Origin of the sequence: Streptomyces sp. NPDC051310 (genome assembly GCF_044455245.1) — a bacterium.
Classification (GTDB): domain Bacteria; phylum Actinomycetota; class Actinomycetes; order Streptomycetales; family Streptomycetaceae; genus Streptomyces.
Window position 1 is genome coordinate 285,008 of the sequence record NZ_JBITEO010000007.1, and the last position, 13,929, is coordinate 298,936.

13 protein-coding genes are annotated in these 13,929 nt (G+C 69.9%); 4 read left to right on the forward strand and 9 right to left on the reverse strand.

The annotated features are described in order from the left end of the window. Positions 1 to 15 precede the first annotated feature (15 nt). The 4 genes from ACIA79_RS13500 to ACIA79_RS13515 all read right to left on the reverse strand — a co-directional run bounded on the left by ACIA79_RS13500 (position 16) and on the right by ACIA79_RS13515 (position 4,193). Positions 16 to 1,647, reverse strand: a complete 1,632-nt coding sequence (locus ACIA79_RS13500; protein WP_399428362.1) for a cytochrome bc complex cytochrome b subunit — start codon at positions 1,645 to 1,647, stop codon at positions 16 to 18. Next, the gene (locus tag ACIA79_RS13505) at positions 1,644 to 2,693 is read right to left on the reverse strand and encodes a Rieske 2Fe-2S domain-containing protein (RefSeq protein WP_399428363.1); all 1,050 of its coding nucleotides are present in this window, start codon (positions 2,691 to 2,693) and stop codon (positions 1,644 to 1,646) included. The genes ACIA79_RS13500 and ACIA79_RS13505 overlap by 4 nt, the downstream gene beginning before the upstream one ends. Then, positions 2,690 to 3,499, reverse strand: coding sequence for a c-type cytochrome (locus ACIA79_RS13510; RefSeq protein ID WP_399428364.1), 810 nt, complete (start codon positions 3,497 to 3,499; stop codon positions 2,690 to 2,692). The genes ACIA79_RS13505 and ACIA79_RS13510 overlap by 4 nt, the downstream gene beginning before the upstream one ends. 73 nt (positions 3,500 to 3,572) lie before the next feature. Beyond that, positions 3,573 to 4,193: a heme-copper oxidase subunit III gene (locus ACIA79_RS13515; protein WP_391811431.1), complete on the reverse strand. Its 621-nt coding sequence runs from the start codon at positions 4,191 to 4,193 to the stop codon at positions 3,573 to 3,575. Positions 4,194 to 4,393: 200 nt separating this feature from the next. Here ACIA79_RS13515 and ACIA79_RS13520 point away from each other — a divergent pair, with 200 nt between their 5' ends. After that, entirely contained in the window at positions 4,394 to 4,795 is a 402-nt protein-coding gene (locus ACIA79_RS13520; RefSeq protein WP_399428365.1) for a hypothetical protein, read from the forward strand. 3 nt (positions 4,796 to 4,798) lie between these two features. Here ACIA79_RS13520 and ACIA79_RS13525 read toward each other — a convergent pair whose 3' ends face one another. The 4 genes from ACIA79_RS13525 to coxB all read right to left on the reverse strand — a co-directional run bounded on the left by ACIA79_RS13525 (position 4,799) and on the right by coxB (position 9,288). Next, positions 4,799 to 6,055, reverse strand: a complete 1,257-nt coding sequence (locus ACIA79_RS13525) for an Ig-like domain-containing protein (RefSeq protein WP_399428366.1) — start codon at positions 6,053 to 6,055, stop codon at positions 4,799 to 4,801. 121 nt (positions 6,056 to 6,176) lie between these two features. Beyond that, complete coding sequence (locus tag ACIA79_RS13530) at positions 6,177 to 6,575, reverse strand: cytochrome c oxidase subunit 4 (RefSeq protein ID WP_031069716.1); 399 nt, start codon at positions 6,573 to 6,575, stop codon at positions 6,177 to 6,179. After that, on the reverse strand, positions 6,572 to 8,323 hold the full coding sequence (gene ctaD / locus ACIA79_RS13535) for a cytochrome c oxidase subunit I (RefSeq protein WP_391811429.1): 1,752 nt from the start codon (positions 8,321 to 8,323) through the stop codon (positions 6,572 to 6,574). The genes ACIA79_RS13530 and ctaD overlap by 4 nt, the downstream gene beginning before the upstream one ends. Beyond that, positions 8,320 to 9,288, reverse strand: a complete 969-nt coding sequence (gene coxB, locus ACIA79_RS13540) for a cytochrome c oxidase subunit II (RefSeq protein WP_031069715.1) — start codon at positions 9,286 to 9,288, stop codon at positions 8,320 to 8,322. Before coxB ends, ctaD begins: the two co-directional genes overlap by 4 nt. A gap of 251 nt (positions 9,289 to 9,539) precedes the next feature. Between coxB and ACIA79_RS13545 the strand changes: the two genes are divergently transcribed. Then, positions 9,540 to 10,922 carry a cysteine desulfurase/sulfurtransferase TusA family protein gene (locus ACIA79_RS13545; protein ID WP_399428367.1) on the forward strand — a complete coding sequence of 461 codons (1,383 nt, stop codon included), beginning with the start codon at positions 9,540 to 9,542 and terminating at the stop codon, positions 10,920 to 10,922. Between the two features lie 39 nt (positions 10,923 to 10,961). Here the strand turns inward: ACIA79_RS13545 and ACIA79_RS13550 are convergent, their stop codons facing one another. Further along, complete coding sequence (locus ACIA79_RS13550) at positions 10,962 to 11,936, reverse strand: carbohydrate kinase family protein (protein WP_399428368.1); 975 nt, start codon at positions 11,934 to 11,936, stop codon at positions 10,962 to 10,964. Positions 11,937 to 12,065: 129 nt separating this feature from the next. Between ACIA79_RS13550 and ACIA79_RS13555 the strand changes: the two genes are divergently transcribed. Both ACIA79_RS13555 and ACIA79_RS13560 read left to right on the forward strand, forming a co-directional pair. Further along, positions 12,066 to 12,284 (forward strand): hypothetical protein, encoded by a 219-nt coding sequence (locus ACIA79_RS13555; protein ID WP_399428369.1) that lies wholly within the window; start codon positions 12,066 to 12,068, stop codon positions 12,282 to 12,284. A gap of 82 nt (positions 12,285 to 12,366) precedes the next feature. Then, on the forward strand, positions 12,367 to 13,785 hold the full coding sequence (locus tag ACIA79_RS13560) for a hypothetical protein (RefSeq protein WP_399428370.1): 1,419 nt from the start codon (positions 12,367 to 12,369) through the stop codon (positions 13,783 to 13,785). Positions 13,786 to 13,929: the final 144 nt, after the last annotated feature.

Genomic DNA, 13,929 nt, shown 5'->3' on the forward strand with positions numbered 1-13,929 from the left:
GCGAGCGCCGGGAGATCAGTGGTGGCCGTGGCCACTGGCGATCTCCTTGTACTCCTCCACGGTGGCCTTCGGGACCTGGTTGTCGTCCCCGAAGTAGCCCTTGCTGAGCTTGGCGCGCAGCCGCTGGCCGCGCGACGGCTTGCGCTCGACACCGTTCTCGTCGACCGTGGGGCCGATCTCGACCGGCTTGTACTGCTCGTGCGCCGTGAGCGCGTGCAGCTGCGCCTGGCTGAGCGGCTCGTGGATCTCGACGAACTCACCGTGCGGCAGGCGCTTGATGATGCCGGACTCGCGGCCGTGCAGCACCTTGTCCTTGTCGCGCCGCTGCAGACCCATGCAGATCCGCTTGGTGACGATGAACGCGACGACCGGAGCGGCGAAGAAGGCGATCCGGACGAACCAGGTGATCGCGTTGATCGACATGTGGAACTTGATGGCGAAGATGTCGTTGCCACCACCGATCAGCATGACCATGTACGCGGTCACCCAGGCGACACCGAGGGCGGTACGGGTCGGCGCGTTGCGCGGGCGGTCCAGGATGTGGTGCTCGCGCTTGTCGCCGGTAATCCACGACTCGATGAACGGGTAGAGCGCGATCGCGGCGAGCATGATGCCGAAGACGACCAGCGGGATGAACACGCCCAGGACGAGCGTGTGGCCCCACAGGTTGATCTCCCAGCCCGGCATCACACGGACGAGGCCCTCGGCGAAGCCCATGTACCAGTCGGGCTGCGCGCCGGTGGACACCTGGTCCGGGCGGTACGGGCCGAGCGCCCAGATCGGGTTGATCGTGAACAGCGCGGAGATGATCGCGATGACACCGAAGACCAGGAAGAAGAAGCCTCCGGCCTTGGCCATGTAGACCGGCAGCAGCGGCATGCCGACGACGTTGTTGTTGGTGCGGCCGGGACCCGCGAACTGCGTGTGCTTGTGGTAGAAGACCAGGATCAGGTGCGCCACCACGAGGCCGAGCATGATGCCCGGCAGCAGCAGGATGTGGATCGAGTAGAACCGGGCGATGATGTCGTGGCCCGGGAACTCCCCGCCGAACAGGAACATCGAGATGTACGTGCCGACGATCGGCATGGACAGGATCGCGCCCTGCGTGAAGCGGACACCGGTGCCGGAGAGCAGGTCGTCCGGGAGCGAGTAACCGGTGAAGCCGGTGAACATGCCCAGGACGAACAGCAGGAAGCCGAACAGCCAGTTGATCTCACGCGGCTTGCGGAACGCGCCGGTGAAGAAGACGCGCATCATGTGCACGAACATGCCCGCGATGAAGATCAGCGCGGCCCAGTGGTGGATCTGCCGGATCAGCAGACCACCGCGGACGTCGAAGCTGATGTCCAGGGTCGAGGCGTACGCCTCGGTCATGCGGATGCCCTGCATCGGCACGTACGAGCCGTGGTACTCGATCTCGTTCATGCTCGGGTGGAAGAACAGCGTCAGGTACACACCCGTGAGGATGATGATGATGAAGCTGTAGAGGCAGACCTCACCCAGCATGAAGGACCAGTGGTCCGGGAAGATCTTCCGCATGTTGGCCTTGGCCAGGGAGTAGATCCCCAGCCGGCCGTCGGCCCAGTCGGCGACGCGCTCGCCGGCGGGCGCCTTCCGCTTGGCGTCTGTTGCGGTCGTGGTGCTCATCCGCGCTCCCAGAATGCAGGACCGACGGGCTCGTCGAAGTCGCCGAGCGCCTCGAGGAAGCCCTCGTCATTGACGCCGATCCGCAGCTGCGGGAGGGCGTGACCGGCCGGGCCGAAGATGACGCGGGCGCCGTCGGAGAGGTCGAAGGTGGACTGGTGGCACGGGCAGAGGACGTGGTGGGTCTGCTGCTCGTACAGGGAGATCGGGCAGCCCACGTGGGTGCAGATCTTGGAGAAGGCCACGATGCCCTCGTGCGACCACTCGAGCTCGCGCTTGTCCTTGATGTCCTCCGGCTGGATCCGGACGATCATCAGGGCATCCTTGGCGATCTTCGTGTTGAACTCGTGGTCGCTCTCCTCCAGGCCCTCGGGCTTGGCGAAGGTCAGCGAGCCCACCGCGACGTCCTCGGGACGCAGCGGCTCGTTCGTGTTCATGTTGATGAGCTGCTTGCCCTTGCTCCACGAGGTGTGGAACAGCTTCTTCTCGGGCATCGGGCCCAGCTCGCGCAGCAGCACCACACCGGAGAGCGGCACCATGGCCAGCGCGCCGAACATGGTGTTGCGGATCAGCGGACGCCGGCCGATCGCGGACTCGCGCGCGCCGTCGGCGAAGTCCGACATCACCTTGGCCCTGACGTCCGGGTCCGCCTGGATGGCGTGCCGGTCGTCGGCCATCTCCTCGTCGGACATCAGGGTGCGGGCCCAGTGGACCGCGCCCGCGCCGATGCAGAAGAGGGCGATGCCGAGCGTCATGCCGAGCGACAGGTTCGTCGCGCTGATGTGACCCAGCGGCCAGACGTAGATGATCTTGTCGACCGGGAAGATCACGAACGAGGCGATGAAGCCGATCGTGGCCAGCATCGACAGCGTGAACAGCAGGGCGACCGTGCGCTCGGACCGCTTGGCGGCCCGCTCGTCGATGTCCTGGACACGCGGCTTGTGGGGCGGCAGCCCCGGGTCGGCGAACGGGTTCTCGGCTACCGCCGTGCCGTGCGCGGCGTCCTGCTTGTGGAGCAGGCTCTCTTCGGAAATCTCTTGGCTACTCATGACTTCTTGGCCTTAGCGGTGTGGGCCGCGACCCAGACGGCAATAGCGATCAGCGAACCCAGACCGAAGATCCAGCCGAACAGACCCTCGCTGACCGGACCGAGACCACCCAGCGCGAAGCCGCCGGGGGTGGCGGTCTTGTCGCTGTTGACGGTCTGGATGTACGCGATGATGTCCTTCTTCTCCTGCTCCGGCATGGTCGTGTCGGGGAAGGAGGGCATGTTCTGCGGGCCGGTCTGCATGGCCTCGTACAGGTGCTTCGGGCTCACTCCGTCGAGCTCGGGCGCGTACTTGCCCTCGGTCAGGGCACCGCCCTCGCCGGTGAAGTTGTGGCACTGGGCGCAGTTGGTACGGAACAGGTCACCACCGCGGGCGATGTCGGCGCCCTCGGGGCTGTACTGCTTCTCGGTCGGCACGCTCGGGCCGGCACCGAGGGACGCGACGTACGCCGCGAGCTGGTCGATCTGGGCCTGCGTGTAGATGACCTTCTTGCGGGGCACCTGGGCGCCCGGCTGCTGGGCCGGCATACGGCCGGTGCCCACCTGGAAGTCCACGGCGGCTGCGCCGACGCCGACCAGGCTCGGGCCGTCGGAGGTGCCCTGACCGCCGGTTCCGTGGCAGCTGGCACAGCCGACGGAGTAGAGCTTCTTGCCCTCCTCGATGGCGAGTGACTGGGCGGTTTCGTCGGCCTGCGCCTTGCCCGCGGGTGCGAACGCGGCGTACAGCCCCCCAGTGGCCGCCAGCGCGAGAAGTAGGACGACGACCGCCGCCAGCGGATGGCGTCGTCGTGCGGAGAGCTTTTTCACGGATTACCCCGGTGTCAGGATCTTCTGCGTCGATGCTTGCTGGATGTGTTCGGGTCTACGGAGGTGGACCCGATTACTTGATCATGTAGATCGTGGCGAAGAGGCCGATCCAGACGACATCGACGAAGTGCCAGTAGTAGGACACGACGATGGCGGCGGTTGCCTGCTCGTGGGTGAACCTCCTCGCCGCGTACGTCCGGCCCAGGACCAGCAGGAAGGCGATGAGGCCGCCCGTCACGTGCAGGCCGTGGAAGCCGGTCGTCAGGTAGAACACGGAGCCGTACGGGTCGGAGGACAGGGAGAGCCCCGCCTCCTTGACCAGCTCGGTGTATTCGAGGACCTGGCCGCCGATGAAGATCGCACCCATGATGAACGTGACGATGAACCACGCCCGGAGCTTCTTCACGTCGCCCCGCTCGGCGGCGAACACGCCGAGCTGACAGGTGAGGGAGGAGAGCACCAGGATCGTGGTGTTGGTCGCCGAGAACGGAAAGTTCAGGTGACCCGCCTGCTGGGACCAGAACTCGGCACCCGTCACCGATCGGAGGGTGAAGTACATCGCGAAGAGGGCCGCGAAGAACATCAGCTCGGAACTCAACCAGATGATGGTTCCGACGCTGGTGAGGTTCGGCCGATTGACCGACGGGTGCGCGTGCCCGGTTTCTACTGTCGTTGCTGTCGCCACGACCGACATTATGTCGGTCGCTTATCCCGCCCTCACTCCGGGGGGTGCTGTTCGGTGTGTTGATGCGCTCCGTCCAGCCCGAACGGCCCACCCGAACGGGCTTCGAAGGGGTGTTTCGAAGCGGTGCCGACGCGGGGTGCGGAGGAGTAGCATCCGGCCCATCGGTACCTGCCCCACCTGCCCATGCCGCCGACGTACTCGGAGGAACAATGCAGTCGAGCGCCACCGTCCTGGTCTACAGCGACGACGCCAGCACCCGCGAGCAGGTGCGGCTGGCGGCCGGGCGCAGGCCCGCGGCCGACGTTCCGCCGGTCGAGTACATCGAGTGCGCGACGCTCCCGGCGGTGCTGGAGCACCTGGACGCGGGCGGTGTGGACGTCTGCGTCCTGGACGGCGAGGCGGTGCCGGCCGGCGGCATGGGGGTCTGCCGGCAGATCAAGGACGAGGTCTTCCGCTGCCCGCCCGTGCTGCTGCTCATCGGCCGCCCGCAGGACGCCTGGCTGGCCACCTGGAGCCGGGCGGACGCCGCGGTGACGCTCCCGGTCGACCCGGTGGAGCTGGCGGACGCCCTGGCCGGACTGCTGCGCAGCCGGCTCGCCGTCGAGGCCTGAGCCTCAGGCGGCCGCCGGGCGGATGCGGGCCGCGTCCGCGGGCGTGGCGTGCGGGTGGGAGCCCGTCAGGAGGGCGCTGCCCGTGCGCCACTTGTCCCAGGGCACGTTCCAGTCGCCGAAGCCGTTGCCGAACGGGTCCATCGGGTTGCCGCCGCTGTTCACGACCGTGACGACGTCACCCGGACGGACGGTCTTGAAGAACCAGGCGGCATTGCTGGTGGACATGCCCGTGCAGCCGTGGCTGACGTTGGCGGCGCCGTGCGATCCCACGGACCAGGGCGCGGCGTGGACGTACTCGCCGCTCCAGGTGACCCGGGTGGCGTAGTAGACGGGCAGGTCGTACGACTCGCTGCTGCCGGCCGCGATGCCGACGGTGGTGCTGCGCATCCGGACGAAGTACTCCTTGCCGAGCACCACTTTGATGCCGTTACGGGTGGAGAAGCCCGGCTTTCCGGTGGTCACCGGAATGGTATTGATCACTTCCCCGTTGCGCTTGACCGTCATCCGGTGGGCCGCCGCGTCGGTGATGGCCTCGATGCGGTCGCCGATGGTCAGGCTCAGGGGTTTGACGGGCCCTCCGTACAGGGCGCCTTCTATCCGTACGCCGGCGAGGTTGCCCGTGGCGGTGACCGACGTGCCCGTGGGCCAGAACTCCTTGGGCCGGAAGTGCAGCTTCTTGTCGTCCACCCAGTACCAGGAGCCCTCGACGGCCGGGGTGGAGCGGACCTTCAGGGAGCGCTCGACGGCGGCGCGGCCCGCCTTGGAGGACACCGGGGAGCCGAGCTCGGCGGTGATGGGCTGTCCCACGCCGTACGTGCCCGCCTCCGGGCCGAAACGGACGTTCAGCACCCTCTTGGCCGCTGCCGTGTCGAACGTCAGCGTACGGAGCCCCGGTGCGCCGCTGTCGTCCTCCGTGGCGACCCGGACGGTGTAGCGGGTGGCGGCGACCAGCGGCGCCGTGGAACGCCAGCGGCTGCCGTCGGCGGCGAGCTCGCCCGCCAGGTAGTGGCCCGCGGCGTCGACGGCCGTGACGTCCGTGATGCGGCCGTCCCCGCCCTTGGCCCTGACCTCGAGCGGCTTGTCGAGGGGGGCCTTCCGGGATCCGGCGGGGCCGTTGAACTCGATCTGCTGAGCCGCGTCGTACGGCTCCGCGGAAAGGGGATGGCCCTCCGGGCCACCGCACGCGGTCGCACTCGCTCCGGTGACGGCGACCAGCAGGGTGCAGCTTATGGCGGTGCGCAAACGGATCGTGTGGCTCATGAGCACACCGTAGGAAGTGCTGTCGACAGGGGCACGCCGGATACGCCCGAAAGAGGGGCCCGGTGACCTCCCTGCGGAGGTCACCGGGCCCCTCGACGAGCGTGGACCTGAGCCAGTAGGACTACTGGTTCTGGTTCTCGCCCCGGTAGTACTCGAACACCCAGCCCCAGATGCCGATCAGGATCAGCGGCAGGGCGAAGTACAGCAGCCACCAGCCGAGCGCGACGCCCAGGAAGGCGAAGGCGCCACCGATCGCCAGGGAGAGCGGCTGCCAGCTGTGCGGCGAGAAGAAGCCGACCTCACCGGCCTCGTCCGCGACGTCGGCCTCCTTGTCGTCCTGCGCCATGGCGTCCACGCGCCGGGCCGTGAAGGCCAGGTAGTAGCCGATCATGACCGCCAGGCCGAAGGCCAGGAAGAGCGCCGTCGTACCGGCCGGCTCCTTCGACCACAGGCCGTACACGACGGCCATGGCGAGGATGAAGACGCTCAGCCAGATGAACATCTTGCCCTGGATCTTCACTTGCCGACCTCCTTGCCACCGAGCAGCGCGGTGTCCTTCTGCCCGTGGTTCTCCAGCTGGCCGATCGCGGCGATCTCAGGGTGGTGCAGGTCGAACGCCGGGGATTCGGAGCGGATGCGCGGCAGCGTGAGGAAGTTGTGCCGCGGCGGCGGGCAGGACGTCGCCCACTCCAGCGAGCGGCCGTAGCCCCACGGGTCGTCCACGCCGACCGGCTTGCCGTACTTGGCCGTCTTCCAGACGTTGTAGAAGAACGGCAGGATCGACATGCCGAGCAGGAACGACGCGATCGTCGAGATGGTGTTCAGCGCGGTGAAGCCGTCCGCGGCGAGGTAGTCCGCGTACCGGCGCGGCATGCCCTCGGCACCCAGCCAGTGCTGCACCAGGAAGGTGCCGTGGAAGCCGATGAACAGCGTCCAGAACGTGATCTTGCCGAGCCGCTCGTCCAGCATCTTGCCCGTGAACTTCGGCCACCAGAAGTGGAAGCCGGCGAACATCGCGAACACCACGGTGCCGAAGACGACGTAGTGGAAGTGCGCGACCACGAAATACGAGTCCGAGACGTGGAAGTCCATCGGCGGCGAGGCCAGGATGACACCGGTCAGACCACCGAAGGTGAAGGTGATCAGGAAGCCGATCGTCCACAGCATCGGTGTCTCGAAGGACAGCGAGCCCTTCCACATGGTGCCGATCCAGTTGAAGAACTTCACACCGGTCGGTACCGCGATCAGGAAGGTCATGAAGGAGAAGAACGGCAGCAGCACACCACCGGTGACGTACATGTGGTGCGCCCACACCGTCACCGACAGACCGGCGATCGCGATGGTCGCGGCCACCAGACCGATGTAACCGAACATCGGCTTGCGGCTGAAGACCGGGATGATCTCCGAGACGATGCCGAAGAACGGCAGCGCGATGATGTACACCTCGGGGTGGCCGAAGAACCAGAAGAGGTGCTGCCACAGCAGCGATCCACCGTTGGCGGGATCGAAGATGTGTGCGCCGAACTTGCGGTCCGCCTCCAGCGCGAAGAGCGCGGCGGCGAGGACCGGGAAGGCGAGCAGGACCAGCACACCGGTCAGCAGCACGTTCCAGGTGAAGATCGGCATGCGGAACATCGTCATGCCCGGAGCGCGCATGCAGATGATCGTGGTGATGAAGTTGACCGAGCCGAGGATCGTGCCGAAGCCGGAGAAGGCCAGACCCATGATCCACATGTCGGCGCCGACACCCGGCGACCGGACCGCGTCCGACAGCGGCGTGTAGGCGAACCAGCCGAAGTCGGCCGCACCCTGCGGGGTGAGGAAGCCGGCCACCGCGATGAGCGAGCCGAAGAGGTACAGCCAGTACGCGAACATGTTCAGCCGCGGGAACGCCACGTCGGGCGCGCCGATCTGCAGCGGCATGATCCAGTTCGCGAAGCCGGCGAACAGCGGCGTCGCGAACATCAGCAGCATGATCGTGCCGTGCATCGTGAACGCCTGGTTGAACTGCTCGTTCGACATGATCTGCGTGCCCGGACGGGCCAGCTCGGCGCGCATGAAGAGCGCCAGCAGACCACCGATGCAGAAGAAGACGAACGACGTGACCAGGTAAAGCGTGCCGATCGTCTTGTGATCGGTGGTGGTCAGCCACTTCACGACGACATTGCCGGGCCGCCTGCGCCGTACGGGGTGCTCATTCTCGTACGGCTCGGTCACCGAGCCGTCGGCTGCCGTGGCGGCACCCTGAGGTTCGTTGAGGATGCTCACAGTTGGTTCGTCTCCGAGTTCCTGGCCGGGTCCGTCTGCTCAATGCCCGACGGGATGAAGCCGGTCTGCCCCTTCTCGGCCAGCTCCTTCAGATGCTGCTGGTAGCGCTCCGGAGAGACCACCTTGACGTTGAACAGCATGCGGGAGTGGTCGACGCCGCAGAGCTCGGCGCACTTGCCCTTGAAGGTGCCCTCCTGGGTGGGAGTCACCTCGAAGACATTGGTGTGGCCCGGGATGACGTCCTGCTTGAACAGGAAGGGGACCACCCAGAAGGAGTGGATGACGTCACGGGAGGTCAGGACGAACCGGACCTTCTCCCCCTTCGGCAGCCACAGGGTCGGACCCGGGTTGCCGTTCTGGGGGTTGCGGGTACCGGGGATGCCGTAGTCGTACACGCCCTCGGCGCCGGCGGGGAAGTCCTTCTGGAACCTCTCCGGGATGGCACCGAGTTCCTTGGCGGACTTGGCGTCCGTGTCGGCCTTGCCGTCGACGTTCTCGACGTAGTTGAAGCCCCAGCTCCACTGGTAGCCCACCACGTTGATGGTGTGGGCCGGGTTCTTGGAGCGCTCGAGGAGCTTCGACTCATCGCGCGCGGTGAAGTAGAACAGCACCGAGACGATGATGAGGGGGGTCACCGTGTACAGCGCCTCGATGGGCATGTTGTACCGGGTCTGCGGAGGAACCTCGACCTTGGTGCGGCTGCGCCGGTGGAAGATGACGCTCCACAGGATCAGGCCCCAGACCAGCACGCCCGTGGCGAGCGCAGCCGCCCACGAGCCCTGCCAGAGGGAGAGGATCCGCGGAGCCTCCTCCGTCACCGGGGTGGGCATACCAAGACGGGGGAAGTCCTCCCAGTTGTACGAGCAACCGGAGGCGGTAGCCAGGATCAGGCCCGCAGTCAGCACCTGCGGCAGCTTCCGCCGCATCGGGCGCCGCGACGAGCGGTCGGAGCCGTTGGGACTCACGTAGCGCCTTCCCGAGAGTCTCGCCCGCGCGGTCGGCTGCGGCCGTCACGCTGGTCGGTCGCCGGCCCTGACGCGGGCAGGGGTTTGGATGTTTATGCGGACCAAACCCTACTGGACGCTATTTGGGGTCGCGCGGGGAGGGTACCCAACGCGCCGCCGCGCCCCTCTTTTGGGGAAGTGCGCTCGTCCCCGGGGCGCCCGTCCCCCGCGGCCGGGCTGGGAGAAGAGGGCTCCGGAGTTAGCGTGGGGGCGTGGCCTACTTCGATTCCGCTTCGTCCGCTCCCCTCCACCCCGTCGCACGGCAGGCGCTCGTCGCGGCGCTCGACGAGGGGTGGGCCGATCCCGCGCGGCTCCACCGGGAGGGGCGGCGGGCCCGGTTGCTGCTGGACGCGGCGCGGGAGGCCGCGGCGGAGGCGGTGGGCTGCCGGGCCGACGAGCTCGTCTTCACTCCTTCGGGGACACGGGCGGTGCACTCCGGAGTTGCCGGGGCGCTCGCCGGGCGCCGGCGGGTCGGGCGGCATCTGGTCGTCTCGGCGGTCGAGCACTCGTCGGTGCTGCACGCCGCGGCGGCCCACGAGGCGGACGGCGGCACGGTGACCGAGGTGGCCGTGGACCGGGCCGGGCGCGTGGACGCGGCCGGGTACGCCGCGGCGCTGCGGGACGACACCGCCCTGGCGTGCCTGCAGTCCGCCAACCACGAGGTCGGGACCGAGCAGCCGGTCGCCGAGGTCGCCGAGGAGTGCCGCGCGGCCGGGGTGCCGCTGCTGGTGGACGCGGCGCAGTCGCTGCCCTGGGGTCCGGTGCCGGGCGGCTGGTCGCTGCTGGCGGCGAGCGCCCACAAGTGGGGCGGCCCCTCGGGCGTGGGGCTGCTGGTGGTGCGCAAGGGGGTCCGGTTCGCCCCCCGGGGACCGGTGGACGAGCGGGAGTCGGGGCGGGCCCCCGGCTTCGAGAACATCCCGGCCGTGGTGGCCGCGGCGGCCGCGCTGCGGGCCGTGCGGGCGGAGGCCGAGGCGGAGGCCGGGCGGCTGCGGGAGCTGGTGGAGCGGATCCGGGCGCGCGTTCCGCAGTCGGTGCCGGACGTGGAGGTGGTCGGGGATCCGGTGCGGCGGCTGCCACACGTGGTGACCTTCTCGTGTCTCTATGTCGACGGGGAGACACTGCTGCACGAGCTGGACCGGGCGGGTTTTTCCGTTTCGTCCGGATCGTCGTGCACGAGCTCGACGCTGACGCCCAGCCATGTCCTGCGCGCCATGGGGGTGCTGTCGGAGGGGAACGTACGGGTGTCGCTGCCCTTCGGTACGGCGGCGGAGGAGGTCGAGCGGTTCCTGGAGGTGCTGCCGCGGGCGGTGGCCGGGGTGCGCGAGCGGCTGGGCGCGCCCGCGGCGTCCGCGGCGCCGGGCCCGGAGGGCGGGAGCCTCGTGGTGGACGCACTCGGCAGGCGCTGCCCGATCCCGGTGATCGAGCTGGCGAAGGTGATCGGCGACGTACCGGTGGGCGCGACCGTGACGGTCCTCAGCGACGACGAGGCGGCCCGCCTGGACATCCCGGCCTGGTGCGACATGCGGGGCCAGGAGTACGTGGGCGAGCGCCCGGCCGAGCGGGGCTCGGCGTACGAGGTCCGCCGCCTGGCCTGAGCGCGGGAAGGGCACCCCGGGTGCCCCTCCCGGCGGTGGTCAGGCGAGGTGCGCCTGGACCTCGGCGCCGGCCTCGTCGCCGTACGCCTTGGTGAACCGCTCCATGAAGTGGGCGCGGCGCAGGGTGTACTCCTGGGTGCCGAGCGTCTCGATCACGAGGGTGGCGAGCATGCAGCCGACCTGGGCGGCGCGCTCCAGGCTGACGCCCCAGGACAGGCCGGACAGGAAGCCGGCGCGGAAGGCGTCGCCGACGCCGGTCGGGTCGACCTTCGCCTCCTCGTCGGGGCAGCCGACCTCGATGGCCGGCTCGCCGGCCCGCTCGATGCGGACGCCGCGGGCGCCGAGGGTGGTGACGCGGTGGCCGACCCGGCCGAGGATCTCCGCGTCCGTCCAGCCGGTCTTGTTCTCGATGAGCCCCTTCTCGTACTCGTTGGAGAAGAGGTAGGTCGCACCGTCCAGCAGGATGCGGATCTCGTCGCCGTCCATGCGGGCGATCTGCTGGGAGAAGTCCGCGGCGAACGGGATGCCGCGCGAGCGGCACTCCTCGGTGTGGCGCAGCATCGCCTCGGGGTCGTCCGCGCCGATGAGGACGAGGTCGAGGCCGCCGACGCGGTCGGCGACCGCCTGGAGCTCGATCTGCCGGGCCTCGCTCATGGCGCCGGTGTAGAAGGAGCCGATCTGGTTGTGGTCGGCGTCGGTGGTGCAGACGAAGCGCGCGGTGTGCAGGACCTCCGAGATCCGTACGGAGCCGGTGTCGACGCCGTGCCGGTCGAGCCAGGCGCGGTACTCGTCGAAGTCGTAGCCCGCGGCGCCGACCAGGATCGGGCGGGTCCCGAGCTGACCCATGCCGAAGCAGATGTTGGCGCCGACGCCTCCCCGGCGGACGTCGAGGGTGTCGACGAGGAAGGAGAGGGAGACCGTGTGCAGCTGATCGGCGACCAGCTGATCGGCGAATCGGCCGGGGAAGGTCATCAGGTGGTCGGTGGCGATGGAGCCGGTGACTGCGATACGCACGGCTGGGAGCTCCTGCTGGGAGGTGGAGTTGACGGTTAACGCTACCGGGTCGGCAACCGGCCCCGAAGTGCGGAAACTACCCGATAGTAGGTCTTTTTCCTCGGCGGTCGGCGTGCGTACGGTGCGGACATGACCAAATTCATCGCTTCGCGGGGGCAGTGGGAGTCCGAGACGGGCCGGGAGTTCGGCCTGGCGGAGTTGCGCGGCGACAGCGCCCGGATGGTGCGGCACTGGGTGGTGCCGGCCGAGGAGGCGCCGGCCCCCGTCCCGCCGTCCCTGATCCACGGGGTGGTCGTGCCGCCCGCGTCGGCCCGGCTGATCGCCTCCACCGCGGAGTACGGCACCTGACACCGGGGGAACCGGCCGCTCCCCCGTCCCGTCCCATGGGTGTCCCCCGTCAAGGGGATACGACGGACGAAGGAGCGTTGCGGTGAGCAGCAGTACGGAGCCCGGACCCACACAGGACACCCCCCGTCGGCGGCGTTCGCCGCTGGTCGTCGCCTCGGTGGCGGCGGCGGTGCTGCTCGCCGGGGGTGGCGGTGCGTACCTCGCCACGAGCGCGTCGGACGGCGGGCCGGCCCGGCCCGCGGCGGGGCGCACGAACCCGCCGCCGCTGGTGCTGGACGGGCACCCGGAGGGTTCCGGGATCGCGCCCGGGGAGCCGGATCCCCGCGGGGTGGTCTACCGGGCGGCGGGCGGCCTGCCGGACGGGCCGGACGCGGCGCCCGTGTACCGGGCGCAGGGCGCGGTCGGCGCGGACGAGGTGGCGCGGCTGGCGCGGGCCCTGGGCGTGCCGGGCACGCCGCGGCTGGACGGCGACGCCTGGAAGGTCGCGGAGAAGGACGGCTCGGGCGCGCTGCTCCAGGTCGGCAGGGACGCGCCGGGCACGTGGACCTACGGGGCGGCGCCGACGGGTGACGACTGCGGCAAGGGCACCCGGTGTCCCGCGGGCGGCTCGGCCGCGGGCGGGCGGCCGGTGGGCGAGGACGCCGCTAAGAAGGCGGCCGCGCCGCTGCTGAAGGCGCTGGGCCAGGACGCGGCGAAGCTGGACGCCACGCAGGTGATGGGCTCCGTCCGGGTGGTGAACGCCGACCCGGTGGTCGGCGGGCTGCCGACGTACGGCTGGTCGACGGGGATCCAGGTGGGCCCGGACGGGCGGCTGGTGGGCGGCAGCGGGCGGCTGAAGGAGCCGGTCCGGGGTGCCGAGTACCCGGTGATCGGCGCCGGGGAGGCGCTGAAGCTGCTGAACGAGGGGTCCTCGCGGGACGGCCGCGTCGGGATCGGCGGTTGCGCGACCCCCGCGCCGCTGGAGGGCGAGGCCGGGCGGGACGTGGCGTGCGACCCGCAACGGACGCCCGCCCGGGAGACGGTGACGATCGGGAAGGCCGTCTTCGGCCTGGCGGCGCAGTTCACGCAGGGGCGTCCGGCGCTCGTGCCGTCGTGGCTGTTCCAGGTGGAGCCGGAGGGCGGCGCGCAGCCGTTCACGATCACCTATCCGGCGGTGTCGCCGGAGCATCTGGCCCCGGCGCCCGCGCCGACGCCCACCCCGACCGCCTCGCGGCCGGAGCTGCCCGACGCGTCGGGCCGGCAGGCCGAGTCGTACCGCGTGGACGGCAGCGGGCGGAAGCTCACCGTCACCTTCTGGGCCGGTGTGTGCAGTACGTACACGGCCGAGGCCGAGGAGAGCGCGGGGCAGGTGCGGGTGACGGTGGTCGAGTCGCCGCCGGAGCCGGAGCGCTACTGCATCGCCATCGCCGAGGAGCAGACCGTGACGGTGACGCTCGACGCGCCGCTGGGCGACCGGAAGGTCGTGGACGCGGCGACCGGCGGGACCGTGCCGCGGAAGTAGCCCGTACGCCGGTACGGAGAAGGGGGGGGGGGGGGGGGGGGGGGGGGGGGGGGGGGGGGGGGGGGGGGGGGGGGGGGGGGGGGGGGGGGGGCGGGGGGGGGGGGGGGGGGCGGGGCGGGCGGCCCCCCCCCCGCGCCCGCGGGG

Coding starts and splice junctions, on each gene's coding strand:
- ACIA79_RS13500 (WP_399428362.1), bottom strand. CDS start 1,647: ATGAGCACCACGACCGCAACAGACGCCAAGCGGAAGGCGCCCGCCGGC.
- ACIA79_RS13555 (WP_399428369.1), top strand. CDS start 12,066: ATGACCAAATTCATCGCTTCGCGGGGGCAGTGGGAGTCCGAGACGGGC.
- ACIA79_RS13515 (WP_391811431.1), bottom strand. CDS start 4,193: ATGTCGGTCGTGGCGACAGCAACGACAGTAGAAACCGGGCACGCGCAC.
- ACIA79_RS13525 (WP_399428366.1), bottom strand. CDS start 6,055: ATGAGCCACACGATCCGTTTGCGCACCGCCATAAGCTGCACCCTGCTG.
- ACIA79_RS13505 (WP_399428363.1), bottom strand. CDS start 2,693: ATGAGTAGCCAAGAGATTTCCGAAGAGAGCCTGCTCCACAAGCAGGAC.
- ACIA79_RS13520 (WP_399428365.1), top strand. CDS start 4,394: ATGCAGTCGAGCGCCACCGTCCTGGTCTACAGCGACGACGCCAGCACC.